The organism is Fischerella muscicola PCC 7414 (assembly GCF_000317205.1).
Taxonomy (GTDB): Bacteria; Cyanobacteriota; Cyanobacteriia; order Cyanobacteriales; family Nostocaceae; genus Fischerella; species Fischerella muscicola.
Window position 1 is genome coordinate 119,102 of sequence record NZ_AJLK01000109.1, and the last position, 15,185, is coordinate 134,286.

The following is a 15,185-nucleotide window of genomic DNA, read 5'->3' on the forward strand; positions in this document are numbered from 1 at the left end:
TTAGAAAATAAACAACACTTCAAGCAAACCAATTTTTTTACATCAACGATTGCTTGTTTCCTGACAAAAACTCTGATATTCTTATCTCTTTCATCCTCACTAACATTTTTTCAATGATGTTGATATACAGCAAATAGCATAATCAAATGACTAATAAAAAATGGGCTGTAAAACGTATTACTGTGAATTTAGCAGCACAGGAGGCCGAAAAATTGGAAAAGTATTGTCAGCAAACTGGTAGACCAGCAACTGATGTGATTCGGGAATTGATCCGAGGATTGTCTGTAGCTGAAGACACCAATGATAGTAACAGATAAGGAGGCAGACAATAGATTAAGAGTACAAATAAAAAGAAATAAAAAAGAAAGGAAAAATTTGTTTTTGCTTTCTACTTTTTACTTTTTACTTTATTTGACTCTTTTTGGGATTTGTCTGGGTGTTTTGAATCCTTGGACTATGGATGGAATACAAGTAGCAAATTCCGACACCAACCCAGTTACAATTTGTAAAGAAATTGAAAAGGAAGGGCGGAATGCGCGTTGCAATCATTGGTGCGGGACTGGCTGGGCTAGCAACCGCTGTAGATTTAGCTGATGCTGGCTGTGAAGTCCAGATTTTTGAGTCCCGTCCGTTTGTTGGTGGAAAAGTTAGCAGCTGGGTAGATGAAGATGGCAACCATATTGAGATGGGATTGCATGTCTTCTTTGGCAACTATAATCAGTTGTTGAAATTGATGAAGAAGATGGGAGCCTTTGAAAACCTTCTTCCTAAAGAACATATTCATAACTTCATCAATAAGGGAGGACAGATTGGTGCGCTTGATTTTCGTTTCTTTATGGGTGCGCCTTTCAATGGTTTAAAGGCCTTTTTTACTACCTCTCAACTCTCATGGCTAGATAAGTTGCAGAATGCTGTAGCACTTTCTATAAGTCCAGTTGTCAGGGGTTTGGTAGACTTTGAGGGTGCGATGCAGAATATTCGTGACTTAGATAAAGTTAGCTTTGCTGAATGGTTCCGTAGTCACGGTGGTAGTGATGGCAGTATTAAGCGGATGTGGAACCCTATTGCCTATGCTTTGGGTTTTATTGATTGCGAGAACATATCCGCCCGTTGTATGCTGACAATTTTTCAGTTATTCGCTGTGAGAACAGAAGCATCAAAACTGCGGATGCTTAAAGGTTCACCCTATGAATACTTGCATAAACCGATTTTGGAGTATCTAGAAGCGAGAGGAACAAAAATTTATACTCGCCGGAGAGTACGAGAAGTTCAATTTGCTGAGGAAGGAGAACAAACCCGTGTCACTGGTTTGGTAATTGCTAATGGTGACACAGAAGAAAACATTACTGCTGATGCCTATGTAGCCGCCTGTGATCTGCCAGGAATTCAGCGCCTCTTGCCTCAACAATGGCGTAAGTGGACAGAATTTGACAATATTTACAAGTTGGATGCGGTTCCTGTGGCGACCGTGCAGCTACGATTTGATGGTTGGGTAACAGAACTGCAAGATGCAGAAGCACGCAAACAGCTAAATCACGCAGCAGGGATTGATAATTTGCTATATACTGCTGATGCCGATTTTTCTTGTTTTGCTGATTTGGCTTTGACTAGCCCTGCCGATTATTATCGGCAAGGGCAGGGTTCTTTGTTACAGGCAGTGCTGACACCAGGAGATCCGTTTATTAAAAAAAGCAATGAAGAAATTGCTCAGCACGTTTTAGCACAAGTACACGAGTTGTTTCCATCATCAAGGGAATTAAATATGACTTGGTACAGTGTAGTTAAGCTAGCTCAGTCTTTGTACAGAGAAGCACCGGGGATGGATATTTATCGTCCTCGTCAAAAAACCCCTGTGGCTAATTTCTTCCTGGCAGGCAGTTATACACAGCAGGATTACATCGATAGCATGGAAGGAGCAACGATTTCAGGAATGCTTGCCGCAAAAGCTATTTTGGAAACTGTGAAAAAATAGTTTGCTGATCCAAAATCTCAAATCCAAAATCTCAAATCTAAAATCTAATGTCTGATTGGTTAGAACATACGGTGCAGATGGAAGTAGAGGCTCCTATAGATTTAGTATGGAGTCTTTGGTCTAATTTGGAGCAAATGCCCCGCTGGATGAAGTGGATAGATTCGGTGACAGTTCCTGAAGATAACCCCGATATCTCATTGTGGAAATTGAAATCTGGTGGTTTTGAATTTACCTGGAAATCCCGGATTCTCAAAGTCATTCCTCATCAAATCATCCAATGGGAATCTATCGATGGTTTACCGAATCGGGGAGCTATTCGTTTTTACGATCGCCATACCAGTAGTATCGTTAAACTTACTGTTGCCTATGCTATCCCCGGTATCCTGGGCAAAATCATGGATAATCTATTTTTGGGACGATTAGTAGAATCAACTTTACGTGCGGATTTAGAGCGATTTCAGCAATATGCCTTACAAAAAAAGGCTGAAGTCTAAAGGTTGTAGCCGCCCTCAGGAGTGTCTACATCCTTGATACTTCATACTTTTTTACCACGTTGGATCGCTAAACAAATTTATCGTTAATTCTTCACATCCGTCTGGAACTGAGCTAATACAAGCACGAATGATTTCTCCATCGTCTAGTTCCACTGTACAAGCGTGACAAGTACCCATCAGACAACCTGTGGGAATAATCACCTCTGCTCGATCAGCAACATCTAGCAGGGGTTCCCCCACTTGGGCGTCAACTGTAACATCATCTGGCAAGAAATGGACACGCACAGTCATAATTTTGAGCTTACTACGACAACAAAGGAGTCAAATCTAAGTGCTGTTCAATTTCTGTGGCAAGGGAATCTAAAAGATTTTCGCGCTGATCTCGATAGTTGGCAACACCTGTAGGCAGAGATTTTAAACCTCGTTGTTGACGCAGGCGATTCAACCAAGCACGACGCCAAGGTCCATTGTCAAATATACCGTGGAGATAAGTACCCCAAACTGATTGACAACTATCGACTAATCCTAAATTTGGATCGTCAAATAGAGGATAATAGGATTGGGAATCTATTCCTTGGGTTTCGATGCGCGATCGCCCTTGATGAATTTCAAATCCAGTCACCGGTAAACCCATTTGGGGATGATTAGAAGTCACTTGACGTTGGCGGGCAATTTTTTGTCCCGTTATGACTGTTTTGATAGGTAATAGTCCTAAGCCTTGAAATCTGCCTGCTTGCCCTTCTATACCTTCTGGATCGGCAATCATTTGACCAAGGATTTGAAAACCACCGCAGATACCCAAAACTGTACCACCTGCTGCTGCATAGTTTTGAATTGCCTCTGCCATACCAGTTCTTTGGAGTAACAGCAAATCAGCAATTGATGTTTTAGTACCTGGGAGAATTACGGCATCTGGGTGTCCTAATTCTTGCTTGGGACTTAGGTATTTTACCATTACTGTTGATTCTGATTCCAATGGGTCAAAATCGGTAAAATTAGATATTCTTGGTAAACGAATCACACTAATATTGAGATCTGCATTGGATTTATGCGATTTACGTTCAAATAAATCTAAAGAATCCTCCGCCGGAAATACCGTTTCTAAGTATGGAATTACACCAAGCACCGGAATAGCCGTACGTTCTTCTAACCATTTGATACCAGGTTCCAGTAGCGATCGCTGTCCCCGAAACTTATTAATGACTACACCCCGAATCAAAGCCCGTTCTTCTGGTTCGAGCAATTCTAAGGTTCCAACTACATGGGCAAAAGCACCACCCCGATCAATATCAACTACCAGTAAAGTCGGGGCATTCAAATATTTTGCCACTCGCATATTGGTTAAATCACGGTGCTTGAGGTTGATTTCTGCTGGACTACCAGCACCTTCACAAACCAGCAAATCAAATTCTGTGGACAAATGCTGTAAAGACTCTTCAATTGAGCGCCATCCCAATTCAAAATACTGCTCGTAATAATCCGCAGCGCTCACTTTTCCTATAGCCTTACCCTTAATAATTACTTGGGAAGTCATATCACCTTGCGGTTTGAGTAAAATCGGGTTCATTTCTACCCAAGGTACAACCCCCGCAGCCCAGGCTTGTACTGCTTGGGCATAACCAATTTCTCCACCATTAGCTGTGACATAAGCATTTAAAGCCATATTCTGACCTTTAAAGGGAGCCACCCGCCAGCCACGCCGCGACAAAATGCGACAAATAGCCGCCGTCAACAGTGATTTCCCCGCGTGGGATGTTGTTCCCACCACCATAATTGCTTTCATATTCAACTGTTTTTCCGATCAGGTATGATATTAAAAGCATGAAGTTTAATATAGCAATGCTATTTGAGTGATCAGATTATTCGTTAAATAGTCATTGATTATTGGTCATTTGTCATTAGCGTTAGACAAATGATAAATGACTAAGGACAAACAACGACCTTACGCAACATCTCACATCAAGTCACGAAGCTATAGTAAAGACTTCATAAATGCAGTTGAGACTTCCGTATATATTGTTCCCGCTTCCAAGCGACTCTTAACTTTTTAATTAAAAATTGGTTAGTGGATAGTGGTTAGTGGATAGTGGTAAATCACCAACAACCAACAACCAACAACCAACAACCAACAACCAACAACCAACAACCAACAACCAACAACCAACAACCAACAAATTCTAAAATGGTAGTGTGAACCAACGAGCTACAATATCTAAAAAGCGATCGCGCCATGTTATAGTCGGCAAACCCTGGCGCTGCAATTGTTCTACTAACTGACGACCAAGGGGTGTGAGGCGAAAACTATCTGTAATGCCTTGACCATCAACTTCGCGTCGCAGTACACCTACTTTGATCAACCATACCAAAGAGTTGTCTGCTCTTAATTCAGACAAAGCAGCTTTGGTGTAGCCTTTGTTAACACCAGAATTGCCAACAATTTCACTCATTGCTACCCGCCCTGAAAGCATCGCTGCAAATAAACCAAAATTAAAAGGAGAACAAAGTAGCGATCGCTTGGCTCTTTCTACGGTTTTAGATGGATATGTCAGGATTTTTTGATTTTGAGCGTCAACAGCAGGCATTTTGGTTTCCAGTTATTCAGTTATTAGTTATCAGTTAACTGATGTCTTTTTTATTTTCCTGTAATTATTGTAAATTATTGTAAAATTTCAAGTGCATCAATAATTTCAAATTTAGGAAGGTAAATTATGCCTCTAGCAGTTGGGACAGATGCACCTGCGTTTACCGTTAAAGATACTAACGGCAACACTGTTTCTTTATCTGATTTCAAAGGTAAAACAGTAGTTCTGTATTTTTACCCCAAAGACGACACTCCAGGCTGCACAAAGCAAGCTTGTAGTTTCCGTGATGCTAAGGAGCAATACACAAACAAAGATATTGTGGTGCTAGGGGTAAGTGCAGATGATGAAGCTTCGCACCAAGCATTCACTCAAAAGTATAATCTCAACTTTCCACTCCTAGCTGACACCAATGGTGAATTAATTAAAGCCTACGATGTCGATGGTGGTGGTTATGCTAAGCGTGTTACCTACGTAATAGATGGCAACGGCAAAATTATTCATGTTGACTCTAGTGTCAACACCTCTACCCATGCCGGCGATATATTAGCTGTCTTGGGATTGTAAACTACTCTGAGCAGAATCAACAGTTAAAGAGTCAATAATCCAAACTATTGACTCTTGACTGTGCCAATTTTAGATTTTGGATTTTGGATTTTAGATTATTTTTTCGGTTCAAGCCCCGCCCCTTGTGGGCAGAACAAATCTAAAATAGTCAATCTCAAATCTCCAAGTTGCATCCTACAAGTGGCTTGCAGTCAATCCAAAATCGCAAATCTAAAATCCAAAATTGTTTGATTTAACTTAAACGCAACAATCAACTTTATCGATTTGGAGTAGTATTCACACCTGGAGTAATGATCTGCAAACTCGGTGTTTGCTGTTGATTTTGTTGTGTTAATGCTCGTTGTCTGGCTTTAAAAGCTTCTGCGGCCTCATCAAGTTGTTGGTTTTGGGCATTGATATCCAGATTCGGCACACTTAAATTGGCACGATGGATTAAGTTAAACACACCAAAGCCATCATTTGTGTTGGTGTTAGAAAAAGGATTATTGTTATTGTTGTATGGGTCGTCTGTATTGTTCTGCGGATCGTAATTTGGCAAGTTCGGTATTTCGCTTGGTTCAGCAAGGCTAGGTTGTGGAATTAGCAGGGAAGTCAAGCCGATTCCCGCCAAAGTAGTTACAGCGATAAGTTTGAGCGGCAGAAACGAGATTTTCATGCAGATTTACCCCACACAGAATTTCAAGTTAATAATGCTTCTATTTTAAATAACTAAGAATTTGTTTGTTGACTAATTGCTATATGAGCATAAAAAAATATCTACAAGTCAGTGAAATTATTGACTGGCAGCATCCTACAGTTCTGGAATTAGCACAAAAGATTGCATCAAGGCATCAAACCAGAGGCGATCGCTAAAGCTTGTTTTGAGTGGGTAAGGGATGAAATTTATCACAGTTGCGACTATCAAATCAATCCTGTAACTTGTAAAGCCTCAGAGGATGTTTGTAAAGTCTAATTTATTACTAGCCCAGGCGACTAGAAGTCGCACGCCAGGTGCTTTATGCCGGGAGACCCGTCCACCGCACTGGCTTGGCTACACAGGCAAAACCCGCCTGCGCGGGTTCATATCCTTACTTTTTTATTAGTCCACGGAGGTGGACTTTGCTTGTGTAGTAGCGAATTCTATTCGCTCAAAACTTTTCAAACATCCTCTAAGAAGTTCTTATAAATAAGAGATATAAATATTGACGATAGCTTTATTTAATACTTGAGCTTATACAGTCTTTAGGAACTTTTTACTTTCAGTTCCCATGTAGCTTAATGTAATATTGGTACTTTAATTTTCTATTTGTTGGCAATTAAAAGTATTGGGTAATGAATAATGCCACAAAGCGATTGTTGTTTTGCCTTGTAATCTAAATAAGTATCTTTACTTGTTAAGAAACATGCAGCAAATAGCTCATACAATGACCCATCAAAAAGTAAACTACCATCATGGCAGCTGCGGCTAATGCTACTAACAAACCAGCCAACATGAGGGAGAATTCCTTGCTCTCGTAAGCTCTTTCCATCAAATGCAGCGACCAGGCTACCAGCGCCACATCAAATACTAATATAGGAATCAACATATTTATTAATATTTTTTAATGCTTCTTTACTAAGTTTAACACCCTTTTCAGGAAGTGTGTTGAGTAGTAGATGTATCTTCAGACAAGAGCTATGCTAAACTTACTAGTACATTCGTACTGGTAAGTGATGAGCGCGCAAATAATTTTTAATTTCCTCCACGGTTAATTCCCCGTAATGCAATAGTGAAGCTAGCAAGGCGGCTTCGGCTCTACCTTCTGTTAGTGCTTCATAGATATGTTGACAATTACCTGCACCACCAGAAGCGATGACTGGAATTTGTACAGTTTCGGCGATCGCTTTTGTCAATTCGAGGTCATAGCCAGCCTTGGTACCGTCGGCATCCATACTAGTCACTAATAGTTCTCCTGCACCTCGTTTTTCTACTTCTTGCGCCCACTTGAGAGCATCTATGCCTGTATTTTCCCGTCCACCTCGCACATACACATCCCAACCTGGATTGTGAGGATCTTTTCTGCGTCTAGCATCAATGGCAACAACTATGCATTGATTGCCGAAGCGATCGCTAGCCCGATTAATAAAATCTGGATCGCGTACCGCCGCAGAATTAATACTAACCTTGTCTGCTCCAGCTCGTAACAGATTTTTAACATTTTCTAAGGATTGGATGCCACCACCAACAGTCAAAGGAATAAAAACTTGTTCAGCAGTGCGGTAAACGACGTCAATAATGGTATTACGGTCTTCATGAGTAGCCGTAATATCCAGAAACACTACTTCATCTGCCCCAGCTTCGTTGTAAACCTTTGCTAGTTCTACAGGATCGCCTGCATCTTGCAGGTTAACAAAGTTAACTCCTTTTACAACTCGTCCCGCATTCACATCCAAGCACGGTAAGATTCTCTTAGCTAGCATGACAATCTTTGTACTCCTAAGTAGTTCCCCGGAATTTAAATTTTAAATGGGCAAGCGTATTTCTCCCAAGAAAATTTTCCTCCGTATTTATACCCGTTGGTGCCGCTACCACTTGCCCCCAATCAGTGTAAAAGTAAAAGTTAATAGCTGAAATATGGCGATTATCTCCTCAAAAAAACAGCCTCACGAATCAGGCGATAAGCAACCAAAACAGCGCCGGGAGTCGGTAAAAACGTCTCTAGAAGAGAATATTTTGCAACCCGATGCTGCAATTGATGAACAAGGTAAACAGGAAGAAAGTATTCGACCACAACGGTTTGCCGATTATATTGGTCAAAAAGATTTAAAAGATGTACTGGAAATAGCTATTAAAGCAGCTAAGTCTAGAGGAGAAGTGCTAGATCACTTGCTATTGTATGGGCCTCCTGGTTTGGGTAAGACCACAATGGCAATGATTTTAGCAGCTGAGATGGGGGTGAACTATAAAATTACTAGCGCCCCAGCTCTAGAACGCCCTAGAGATATTGTTGGGCTACTAGTGAACCTGAAGCCAGGGGATGTTCTATTTATCGATGAAATTCATCGCCTATCGCGGATGACTGAGGAAATTTTATACCCTGCGATGGAGGATTACAGATTAGATATTACAATTGGCAAGGGTTCCAGCGCTCGAACTCGTAGCATACCGTTAGCAAAATTTACCTTGGTGGGGGCAACAACCCGTGTGGGGGCCCTAACTTCTCCGCTACGCGATCGCTTTGGCTTAGTGCAAAAATTGAGATTTTACGAGGTAGAAGAACTAAGCTTGATTGTGCAGCGCACTGCCGAGTTACTCAATACCGTTGTGACTGAAGGCGGGGCGAAAGAAATCGCTAAGCGATCGCGAGGCACACCACGGATAGCTAATAGACTACTAAAGCGTGTCCGTGATTATGCGGAAGTCAAATCCTTTCCTCAAGTTTGTGAAAAAGTTGCAGCTGAAGCATTAAAATTATTCCAAGTCGATCCTTGCGGTTTAGATTGGACGGATCGCCGGATGTTGACTGTAATCATTGAACAATTCAACGGTGGGCCAGTAGGATTAGAAACAATCGCAGCTGCAACAGGTGAAGATACCCAAACCATAGAAGAAGTTTATGAACCTTATTTGATGCAAATTGGCTATTTAAGCCGGACGCCCCGTGGTAGAGTAGCGACAACAGCAGCTTATAAGCATATGGGCTTTAAGCCGCCCAATGAACAGTTATCGTTGTTATGAGGAACTGAGAACGAGGGACACGGAGGACACGGAAGACATGGGGGACACAGGAGATATTTTTAATAGATTTTCCCCTATCTCCCTTGTCTGGTTTGTCTGGTTTGTCTCCCCTTCTCCCCTGTCTCCTTTGTCTCCTCCCAATTCGCGATCCCGAATAATGAGATTATTTGTAATTCTGTTGAGTCTGCTACTGCTGTTTGGCTCGAGTCAAGCAGCGATCGCCCAACCCCAAACACCAAACTTCACGCCACAAGAAATACAAAAATGGGATAACTTGGCAAAATCAGCTTTTGCAGCGACAAGTAAAGGAGATTTTGCCAAGGCTGAACAGTACTGGACAGAAATTATTGAAAGGTTCCCAGATAATGCAGCAATTTGGAGTAATCGGGGAAACTCTAGGGTGAGTCAGAACAAATTGCCACAGGCACTAGCAGATTTTAACAAAGCTATAGAACTTGCCCCTGGTGTTACAGATCCTTATCTAAACCGTGGTACAGCGCTGGAAGGTTTGGGAAGATGGGAAGAAGCGATCGCAGACTATAATCATGTCTTAGAAGTCAATCCCAACGATGCAATGGCTTACAACAATCGTGGTACAGCCAAAGCAGGTTTGGGTAAATGGGAAGAAGCCATAGCAGATTACCAAAAAGCAATGGCGATCACCCCAAATTTAGTCATTGCCCGTGGTAACTATGCCTTGGTTTTGTATGAAACTGGTCAAATAGACAAAGCCATCCGAGAGATGAAAAATATAGTCCGTAAATACCCAAATTTTGCTGATACACGTGCCGCACTCACAGCCGCCCTTTGGGTAAACGGACAAAAAGGTGAAGCTGAAAGTAACTGGGTAGCAGCCTACGGACTTGATCCTCGCTACAAGGATATCAACTGGGTGAAAAATATCCGTCGCTGGCCTCCGAGTATGGTAGCTGCTTTGGATAGGTTTTTGAAACTCCAGTAATTTGTTGTTAGTTCTTAGTTGTTTGGTGTGTGGAAACAGCAACAACCAACTACCAACAATCAATAATCAACTATTCGGACGCTGAATAATTGTTTCCATAACCCGACGTTTATTTTTGGGGTCAACTCCAACCAAGCGCACATACTCGCCACTGTATTCTGCCAAGCAAGATTCTAAAGTAGAGATAGCATCGGACTCGCCATTGATTTGACCAACAGCGCAACTTTGCCAAGAACCTGTGCGGAAACGACGTTCATCTACGTGTTCAATGCCAATTTTGTAACCCTGTGCTAGGAGTTCGCGTATCTGTGCTTGAGTTTCTAGGGTGAGATGAGTGTTTGACGGCTGTGATTTTTGATAGCCGTTACCACCATTGTTAACAGGTTGATTAGCTTGTGTTGGTGTAGCAGTAGGCTGGGAAAGATTGCGGGAATATAAACCACGATTGTACTCGGTGACTAACTGAGAAGTCAGAACACGCTGTTGTTCTCTGACCATGAAATTGCCCATCTCAATCAAATGAGATAGGTTGAAATTTGGTTTTCTAAATTGTGGTGGTCCTTCTAAACTGTTGACTACCCGCATAGAAACGCGTTCAACTCCAACATCATAAATAAAGTCGCGGATTTGTTCATCATAAATGCGCGATCGCAAAGCACTAAAAAAGTCAATAGACTGATTCAAGAAAGTATCAACAAGTTGTTCTATTTCCCGTTGCGAAAGTCCATCTTCACTAAAAATTCCGCCAACGATTCCTATTTTGTCATCCCGGTCTGGTTCCCAATAAAATTTCTCCATCCTACCATCACGAATTAATGGCGCGTACAGAGTAGAGAAATCATTTCCTGTAACAATAATTGGTACACGATGTAATGGTGTAGCGTCATAGCTACCAGGCAACTGTACATCAGTAGGGTTATCGGCAATATTCATCAGTGTGGCATTCACCAACTGGGTGTTTACTGTGTACTGTGTACCCTCATCAAAACGTCCTGCACCCGCATCTAAGTCATTAATCATGACTACGCACATTTTACCGCGCACTTTAATTAATTCTGCGGTTTCCCGATAGCGCAGACGAATTAGACGTGCTGGATCTCCTGCATCTGGACTTTCTAATTCTCCACCCGAAATGTGAGTTACTTCCACACCCATTCTTTCAAAAACTAACTCACATTGAAAGGATTTGCCTTCACCTTTGCGTCCATGAATACCTAAAATCAAAGGTACTCTTAAACCAGGGAGATCAAGAAAGTTTTTGGTGATGTGAACAGCAACTTTGTCCAGAAAGCGAGGAGAGATGTAGTAACTCATAAACCTTGGGGATAGATCGAATATCTTAAAATTATGTTAAATTTTTTAGTGACAAATAGTCACTCTTCTTTAGAGATAGATAAGTTTATTTTTCACCGTTACTTGTTAAAAGACTTCATCTGTGAAAACTGATAGTATTTTTTATCGCCTTTTCCAAAGCTTTCCTAGCATTTTCTTTGAACTCATCCAACAACCACCTCAACTTGCCAATGTTTATCAATTCTCATCTGTTGAAGTTAAACAACTGTCATTTAGAATAGATGGCGTTTTTCTTCCCAATTCTGTTGAACTACCTATATATTTTAGTGAAGTTCAGTTTCAAGCTGATAAAAAATTCTATTCTCGCTTCTTCACTGAAGTTTTCAATTATCTTGATAAAACTGAATTAACAAATAATTGGCGCGGTGTAGTTATATTCCCCAGTAGCAGTGTAGATACAGGAGAAAGACAACGCTACATTGAATTACTCAATTCTCAACGGGTAAATCGTGTTTATTTAGATGAACTAACCTCAACAACAGAGCCATCTCTTGGAATTGAAACTGTTAAATTAATTGTAGAACCAGAAGACACTGCAACAACAAAAGCTAGGGAGCTAATAACTTCTGCTCAACAACAGATAGCGAATGAAGTTACTCAACGAGAACTCATACAATTAATAGAAACGATCATAGTCTATAAATTTCCGCGCCTGAGTCGGGAGGAGATAGAGCAAATGTTGGGACTGGGTGAATTAAAGCAAACACGGGTATATCAGGAAGCTTTTCAGGAAGGTAAATTAGAGGGTAAGTTAGAGGGTAAGTTAGAGGGTAAGTTAGAAACAATACCTCAGTTGCTAACACTGGGATTAAGTGTAGAGCAAATTGCTAAAGCTTTGGGTATAGAAGTTGAACTAGTTCGGAAGATTGCTAGTGAAAAAGTCTCTAGTGACGATACAAATACCTGAAAGCTTTATTAAGAGTTGTTTGTTGAGTGTTGGTTGTTGATTGTTGCTGCTTCCTAACAACTAACAACTAACAACTAACAACTAACAACTAACAACTAACAACTTCCCAGTAAATAAGAGAGGTAGAGTGATCTACCTCTCCAGTTGAGGGAATATATTAATTACTCACAGATCACCAGTTTTAGAATCTGCCGGGTTTGTGAACGATAAAGCTGAGAATTTGGCACTGTTTGATGTTGTCAAAGCCAACAACACGGATGAAGCAGTTGCCATACTGAGAACGACAAGCTTGTACTTCGCTCAGTACTTCTTGAGTGCTTCTAGCGCTGAACAAAGGCAGTTTCCACATTGTCCAGTAGTACTCGGTAGGCTCTGAATTTTCGTTGAACTCGATCGCCGGAATGTAACCTTGATTCAGAATGTACTGGATCTGCTTGGAAATTTGAGCATCAGTGAGGGGAGGTAGGTAGGAAAGGGTTTCGTAACGACGCTCTTTTGGTAGAGTTTGCATAGCTAAATCAAAATGGTAGCGGTTGACATTAAGTTATCAGTTATCAGTGATGATTTGTTCACTGCTAACTGTTCACTTTTCATTGTTTGGATCTGAAGTCGCTTGCTGTTCTGACTCAGAACTGGGGTTTGATTGATTTAACTGCGTCATCCGCTCAAGATGCTGACGGCGGTGTTCAGTATTAGCTTGTTGAATACCAGCGCGAACCATTTCCGGTAAAAATTCGGTGACTTCCTCCGCTATATGTTCTCTGACTGTCATGATCCGCAATGCCAAATCCGGTTTTTCTCGGAAAAGTTCTTTAATGTAAGCTTCTCCATCCTGGATTTTGTCTTGTGCGGAAAACCGATGCAGCCAATATGCCAAGGGAGGATTGGTTTCACTGAGTTGAGCCAACACCGTCCTCACTGCCTGATATGTCAGGTAGCTTTGCAGCGTCTTGGCTGTGTCCTTCGCAATTTGTTTAATATTCATGCTCGACCCCAGCCTCTGTGAATTTTAGATTGTGGATTTTGGATTTTAGATCAATCCAAAATCCAAAATCGCAAATCTAAAATCGTCAGACTGTATCAACTGCCTCGAACTCGAACTTAATTTCCTTCCACAGTTCGCAAGCAGCAGCCAACTCAGGAGACCACTTAGCAGCTTCGCGGATAACGTCGTTACCTTCGCGAGCCAAGTTGCGGCCTTCGTTACGAGCTTGGATACAAGCTTCCAAAGCCACACGGTTAGCGGTTGCACCAGGAGCGTTACCCCAGGGGTGACCAAGAGTACCACCACCGAATTGCAGTACAGAGTCATCACCAAAGATTTCTACGAGTGCTGGCATGTGCCATACGTGGATACCACCGGAAGCAACTGCCATTACACCAGGCATAGAAGCCCAATCTTGGGTGAAGTAAATACCGCGAGACTTGTCTTGCTCAACATAGTTTTCGCGCAGTAGGTCTACGAAGCCCATTGTAATACCGCGCTCACCCTCCAGCTTACCGACCACCGTACCAGTGTGAATATGATCACCGCCAGACATCCGCAAGCACTTAGCCAAAACGCGGAAGTGGATACCGTGGTTCTTTTGACGGTCAATTACCGCGTGCATCGCCCGGTGAATGTGGAGCAATAGACCGTTGTCACGACACCACTTAGCCAATGTAGTGTTGGCGGTGAAACCTGCGGTTAAGTAGTCGTGCATGATGATGGGCATCTTGAGTTCTTTTGCGAACTCAGCCCGCTTCAGCATTTCTTCGCAGGTGGGAGCGGTAACGTTCAGGTAGTGGCCTTTGATTTCGCCTGTTTCTGCTTGGGCTTTGTGAATTGCATCAGCTACAAACAGGAAGCGATCGCGCCAGCGTTGGAAAGGCTGGGAGTTAATATTTTCGTCGTCTTTGGTGAAGTCCAAACCACCGCGCAAGCACTCGTATACAGCGCGTCCGTAGTTCTTCGCAGACAAACCGAGTTTGGGCTTAATAGTACAACCCAACAAAGGACGACCGTATTTGTTTAATTTGTCACGCTCAACTTGGATACCGTGGGGAGGCCCTTGGAAAGTCTTGAGGTAAGCCACTGGAATCCGCAGGTCTTCCAGACGCAGTGCCCGTAGAGCTTTGAAACCAAATACGTTACCTACAATTGAGGTCAACATATTGGTTACAGAACCTTCTTCAAACAGATCCAGGGGATAGGCAACGTAACAAATATACTGATTGTCTTCGCCTGGAACTGGTTCGATATCATAGCAACGACCTTTGTAGCGGTCTAGGTCGGTCAGCAAGTCCGTCCACACGGTTGTCCAAGTACCAGTGGAAGACTCAGCCGCCACAGCAGCGCCAGCTTCTTCGGGTGGAACCCCTGGCTGAGGTGTAACACGGAATGCTGCTAAGATATCCGTGTCTTTTGGTGTGTAATCAGGGGTGTAATAAGTTAGTCTGTAATCTTTTACCCCAGCTTGATACCCTGCTTTAGTCTGAGTCTTCGTTTGAGCGTAAGACATAAATTCCCTTCCAAGAAGTCACTCTTTCTACTTACAAACCACGCCGCGTGCAACCCCCTCTAACCTTGTCTGTTTTCCCCAAGCACGAAATGAAGATACGGAACATCTTCTGTTATGAGGTTGTCTTTGACTAAGGTTAGTGGTTTTTTGACTT

Annotated in this window: 17 protein-coding genes; 7 read left to right on the forward strand and 10 right to left on the reverse strand. The window is 42.2% G+C overall.

The window, feature by feature from the left end; translation table 11 throughout:
• The first annotated feature begins 146 nt into the window (after positions 1-146).
• From UYI_RS0116245 to UYI_RS0116255, 3 genes are all read left to right on the forward strand, one after another.
• On the forward strand, positions 147-317 hold the full coding sequence (locus tag UYI_RS0116245) for a ribbon-helix-helix protein, CopG family (protein ID WP_016867699.1): 171 nt from the start codon (positions 147-149) through the stop codon (positions 315-317).
• Positions 318-532: 215 nt separating this feature from the next.
• Entirely contained in the window at positions 533-1,972 is a 1,440-nt protein-coding gene (zds, locus tag UYI_RS0116250) for a 9,9'-di-cis-zeta-carotene desaturase (RefSeq protein ID WP_016867700.1), read from the forward strand.
• A gap of 47 nt (positions 1,973-2,019) precedes the next feature.
• Entirely contained in the window at positions 2,020-2,466 is a 447-nt protein-coding gene (locus UYI_RS0116255; RefSeq protein ID WP_016867701.1) for an SRPBCC family protein, read from the forward strand.
• A 51-nt stretch (positions 2,467-2,517) separates the two neighbouring features.
• On the opposite strand, the gene UYI_RS0116260 is transcribed toward UYI_RS0116255, so the two are convergent.
• The 3 genes from UYI_RS0116260 to UYI_RS0116275 form a co-directional block, all read right to left on the reverse strand.
• Positions 2,518-2,757 (reverse strand): 2Fe-2S iron-sulfur cluster-binding protein, encoded by a 240-nt coding sequence (locus UYI_RS0116260; protein ID WP_009458271.1) that lies wholly within the window; start codon positions 2,755-2,757, stop codon positions 2,518-2,520.
• A 13-nt stretch (positions 2,758-2,770) separates the two neighbouring features.
• The gene (gene cobQ, locus UYI_RS0116265; RefSeq protein WP_016867702.1) at positions 2,771-4,249 is read right to left on the reverse strand and encodes a cobyric acid synthase CobQ; all 1,479 of its coding nucleotides are present in this window, start codon (positions 4,247-4,249) and stop codon (positions 2,771-2,773) included.
• A 394-nt stretch (positions 4,250-4,643) separates the two neighbouring features.
• Complete coding sequence (locus UYI_RS0116275; RefSeq protein WP_016867704.1) at positions 4,644-5,048, reverse strand: Npun_F0494 family protein; 405 nt, start codon at positions 5,046-5,048, stop codon at positions 4,644-4,646.
• A 126-nt stretch (positions 5,049-5,174) separates the two neighbouring features.
• Between UYI_RS0116275 and UYI_RS0116280 the strand changes: the two genes are divergently transcribed.
• Entirely contained in the window at positions 5,175-5,612 is a 438-nt protein-coding gene (locus UYI_RS0116280; protein ID WP_016867705.1) for a peroxiredoxin, read from the forward strand.
• Positions 5,613-5,868: 256 nt separating this feature from the next.
• On the opposite strand, the gene UYI_RS0116290 is transcribed toward UYI_RS0116280, so the two are convergent.
• From UYI_RS0116290 to hisF, 3 genes are all read right to left on the reverse strand, one after another.
• Positions 5,869-6,267, reverse strand: a complete 399-nt coding sequence (locus tag UYI_RS0116290) for a hypothetical protein (RefSeq protein ID WP_016867707.1) — start codon at positions 6,265-6,267, stop codon at positions 5,869-5,871.
• A 718-nt stretch (positions 6,268-6,985) separates the two neighbouring features.
• On the reverse strand, positions 6,986-7,177 hold the full coding sequence (locus tag UYI_RS0116295; protein WP_009458276.1) for a hypothetical protein: 192 nt from the start codon (positions 7,175-7,177) through the stop codon (positions 6,986-6,988).
• Positions 7,178-7,280: 103 nt separating this feature from the next.
• Positions 7,281-8,051, reverse strand: a complete 771-nt coding sequence (gene hisF / locus UYI_RS0116300; RefSeq protein WP_016867708.1) for an imidazole glycerol phosphate synthase subunit HisF — start codon at positions 8,049-8,051, stop codon at positions 7,281-7,283.
• A 154-nt stretch (positions 8,052-8,205) separates the two neighbouring features.
• Between hisF and ruvB the strand changes: the two genes are divergently transcribed.
• Both ruvB and UYI_RS0116310 read left to right on the forward strand, forming a co-directional pair.
• The gene (gene ruvB, locus UYI_RS0116305) at positions 8,206-9,309 is read left to right on the forward strand and encodes a Holliday junction branch migration DNA helicase RuvB (RefSeq protein WP_016867709.1); all 1,104 of its coding nucleotides are present in this window, start codon (positions 8,206-8,208) and stop codon (positions 9,307-9,309) included.
• Positions 9,310-9,466: 157 nt separating this feature from the next.
• On the forward strand, positions 9,467-10,270 hold the full coding sequence (locus tag UYI_RS0116310; protein WP_026085988.1) for a tetratricopeptide repeat protein: 804 nt from the start codon (positions 9,467-9,469) through the stop codon (positions 10,268-10,270).
• A 66-nt stretch (positions 10,271-10,336) separates the two neighbouring features.
• Here UYI_RS0116310 and UYI_RS0116315 read toward each other — a convergent pair whose 3' ends face one another.
• Positions 10,337-11,584 (reverse strand): ribulose bisphosphate carboxylase small subunit, encoded by a 1,248-nt coding sequence (locus UYI_RS0116315; RefSeq protein WP_016867711.1) that lies wholly within the window; start codon positions 11,582-11,584, stop codon positions 10,337-10,339.
• Positions 11,585-11,705: 121 nt separating this feature from the next.
• Between UYI_RS0116315 and UYI_RS0116320 the strand changes: the two genes are divergently transcribed.
• A complete protein-coding gene (locus UYI_RS0116320; RefSeq protein ID WP_016867712.1) occupies positions 11,706-12,530 on the forward strand; it encodes an Rpn family recombination-promoting nuclease/putative transposase in 825 nt (274 codons plus the stop codon).
• A 181-nt stretch (positions 12,531-12,711) separates the two neighbouring features.
• Here the strand turns inward: UYI_RS0116320 and UYI_RS0116325 are convergent, their stop codons facing one another.
• From UYI_RS0116325 to UYI_RS0116335, 3 genes are all read right to left on the reverse strand, one after another.
• Entirely contained in the window at positions 12,712-13,041 is a 330-nt protein-coding gene (locus UYI_RS0116325; protein WP_009458284.1) for a ribulose bisphosphate carboxylase small subunit, read from the reverse strand.
• Positions 13,042-13,113: 72 nt separating this feature from the next.
• Positions 13,114-13,515, reverse strand: coding sequence for a RuBisCO chaperone RbcX (gene rcbX / locus UYI_RS0116330; RefSeq protein ID WP_016867713.1), 402 nt, complete (start codon positions 13,513-13,515; stop codon positions 13,114-13,116).
• An 85-nt stretch (positions 13,516-13,600) separates the two neighbouring features.
• Positions 13,601-15,031: a form I ribulose bisphosphate carboxylase large subunit gene (locus tag UYI_RS0116335; RefSeq protein ID WP_009458288.1), complete on the reverse strand. Its 1,431-nt coding sequence runs from the start codon at positions 15,029-15,031 to the stop codon at positions 13,601-13,603.
• Between the last annotated feature and the right edge of the window lie 154 nt (positions 15,032-15,185).

Coding starts and splice junctions, on each gene's coding strand:
- UYI_RS0116255 (WP_016867701.1), top strand. CDS start 2,020: ATGTCTGATTGGTTAGAACATACGGTGCAGATGGAAGTAGAGGCTCCT.
- ruvB (WP_016867709.1), top strand. CDS start 8,206: ATGGCGATTATCTCCTCAAAAAAACAGCCTCACGAATCAGGCGATAAG.
- rcbX (WP_016867713.1), bottom strand. CDS start 13,515: ATGAATATTAAACAAATTGCGAAGGACACAGCCAAGACGCTGCAAAGC.
- cobQ (WP_016867702.1), bottom strand. CDS start 4,249: ATGAAAGCAATTATGGTGGTGGGAACAACATCCCACGCGGGGAAATCA.
- UYI_RS0116325 (WP_009458284.1), bottom strand. CDS start 13,041: ATGCAAACTCTACCAAAAGAGCGTCGTTACGAAACCCTTTCCTACCTA.
- hisF (WP_016867708.1), bottom strand. CDS start 8,051: ATGCTAGCTAAGAGAATCTTACCGTGCTTGGATGTGAATGCGGGACGA.
- UYI_RS0116295 (WP_009458276.1), bottom strand. CDS start 7,177: ATGTTGATTCCTATATTAGTATTTGATGTGGCGCTGGTAGCCTGGTCG.
- UYI_RS0116315 (WP_016867711.1), bottom strand. CDS start 11,584: ATGAGTTACTACATCTCTCCTCGCTTTCTGGACAAAGTTGCTGTTCAC.
- UYI_RS0116335 (WP_009458288.1), bottom strand. CDS start 15,031: ATGTCTTACGCTCAAACGAAGACTCAGACTAAAGCAGGGTATCAAGCT.
- UYI_RS0116245 (WP_016867699.1), top strand. CDS start 147: ATGACTAATAAAAAATGGGCTGTAAAACGTATTACTGTGAATTTAGCA.
- UYI_RS0116260 (WP_009458271.1), bottom strand. CDS start 2,757: ATGACTGTGCGTGTCCATTTCTTGCCAGATGATGTTACAGTTGACGCC.
- UYI_RS0116310 (WP_026085988.1), top strand. CDS start 9,467: ATGAGATTATTTGTAATTCTGTTGAGTCTGCTACTGCTGTTTGGCTCG.
- UYI_RS0116275 (WP_016867704.1), bottom strand. CDS start 5,048: ATGCCTGCTGTTGACGCTCAAAATCAAAAAATCCTGACATATCCATCT.
- zds (WP_016867700.1), top strand. CDS start 533: ATGCGCGTTGCAATCATTGGTGCGGGACTGGCTGGGCTAGCAACCGCT.
- UYI_RS0116280 (WP_016867705.1), top strand. CDS start 5,175: ATGCCTCTAGCAGTTGGGACAGATGCACCTGCGTTTACCGTTAAAGAT.
- UYI_RS0116290 (WP_016867707.1), bottom strand. CDS start 6,267: ATGAAAATCTCGTTTCTGCCGCTCAAACTTATCGCTGTAACTACTTTG.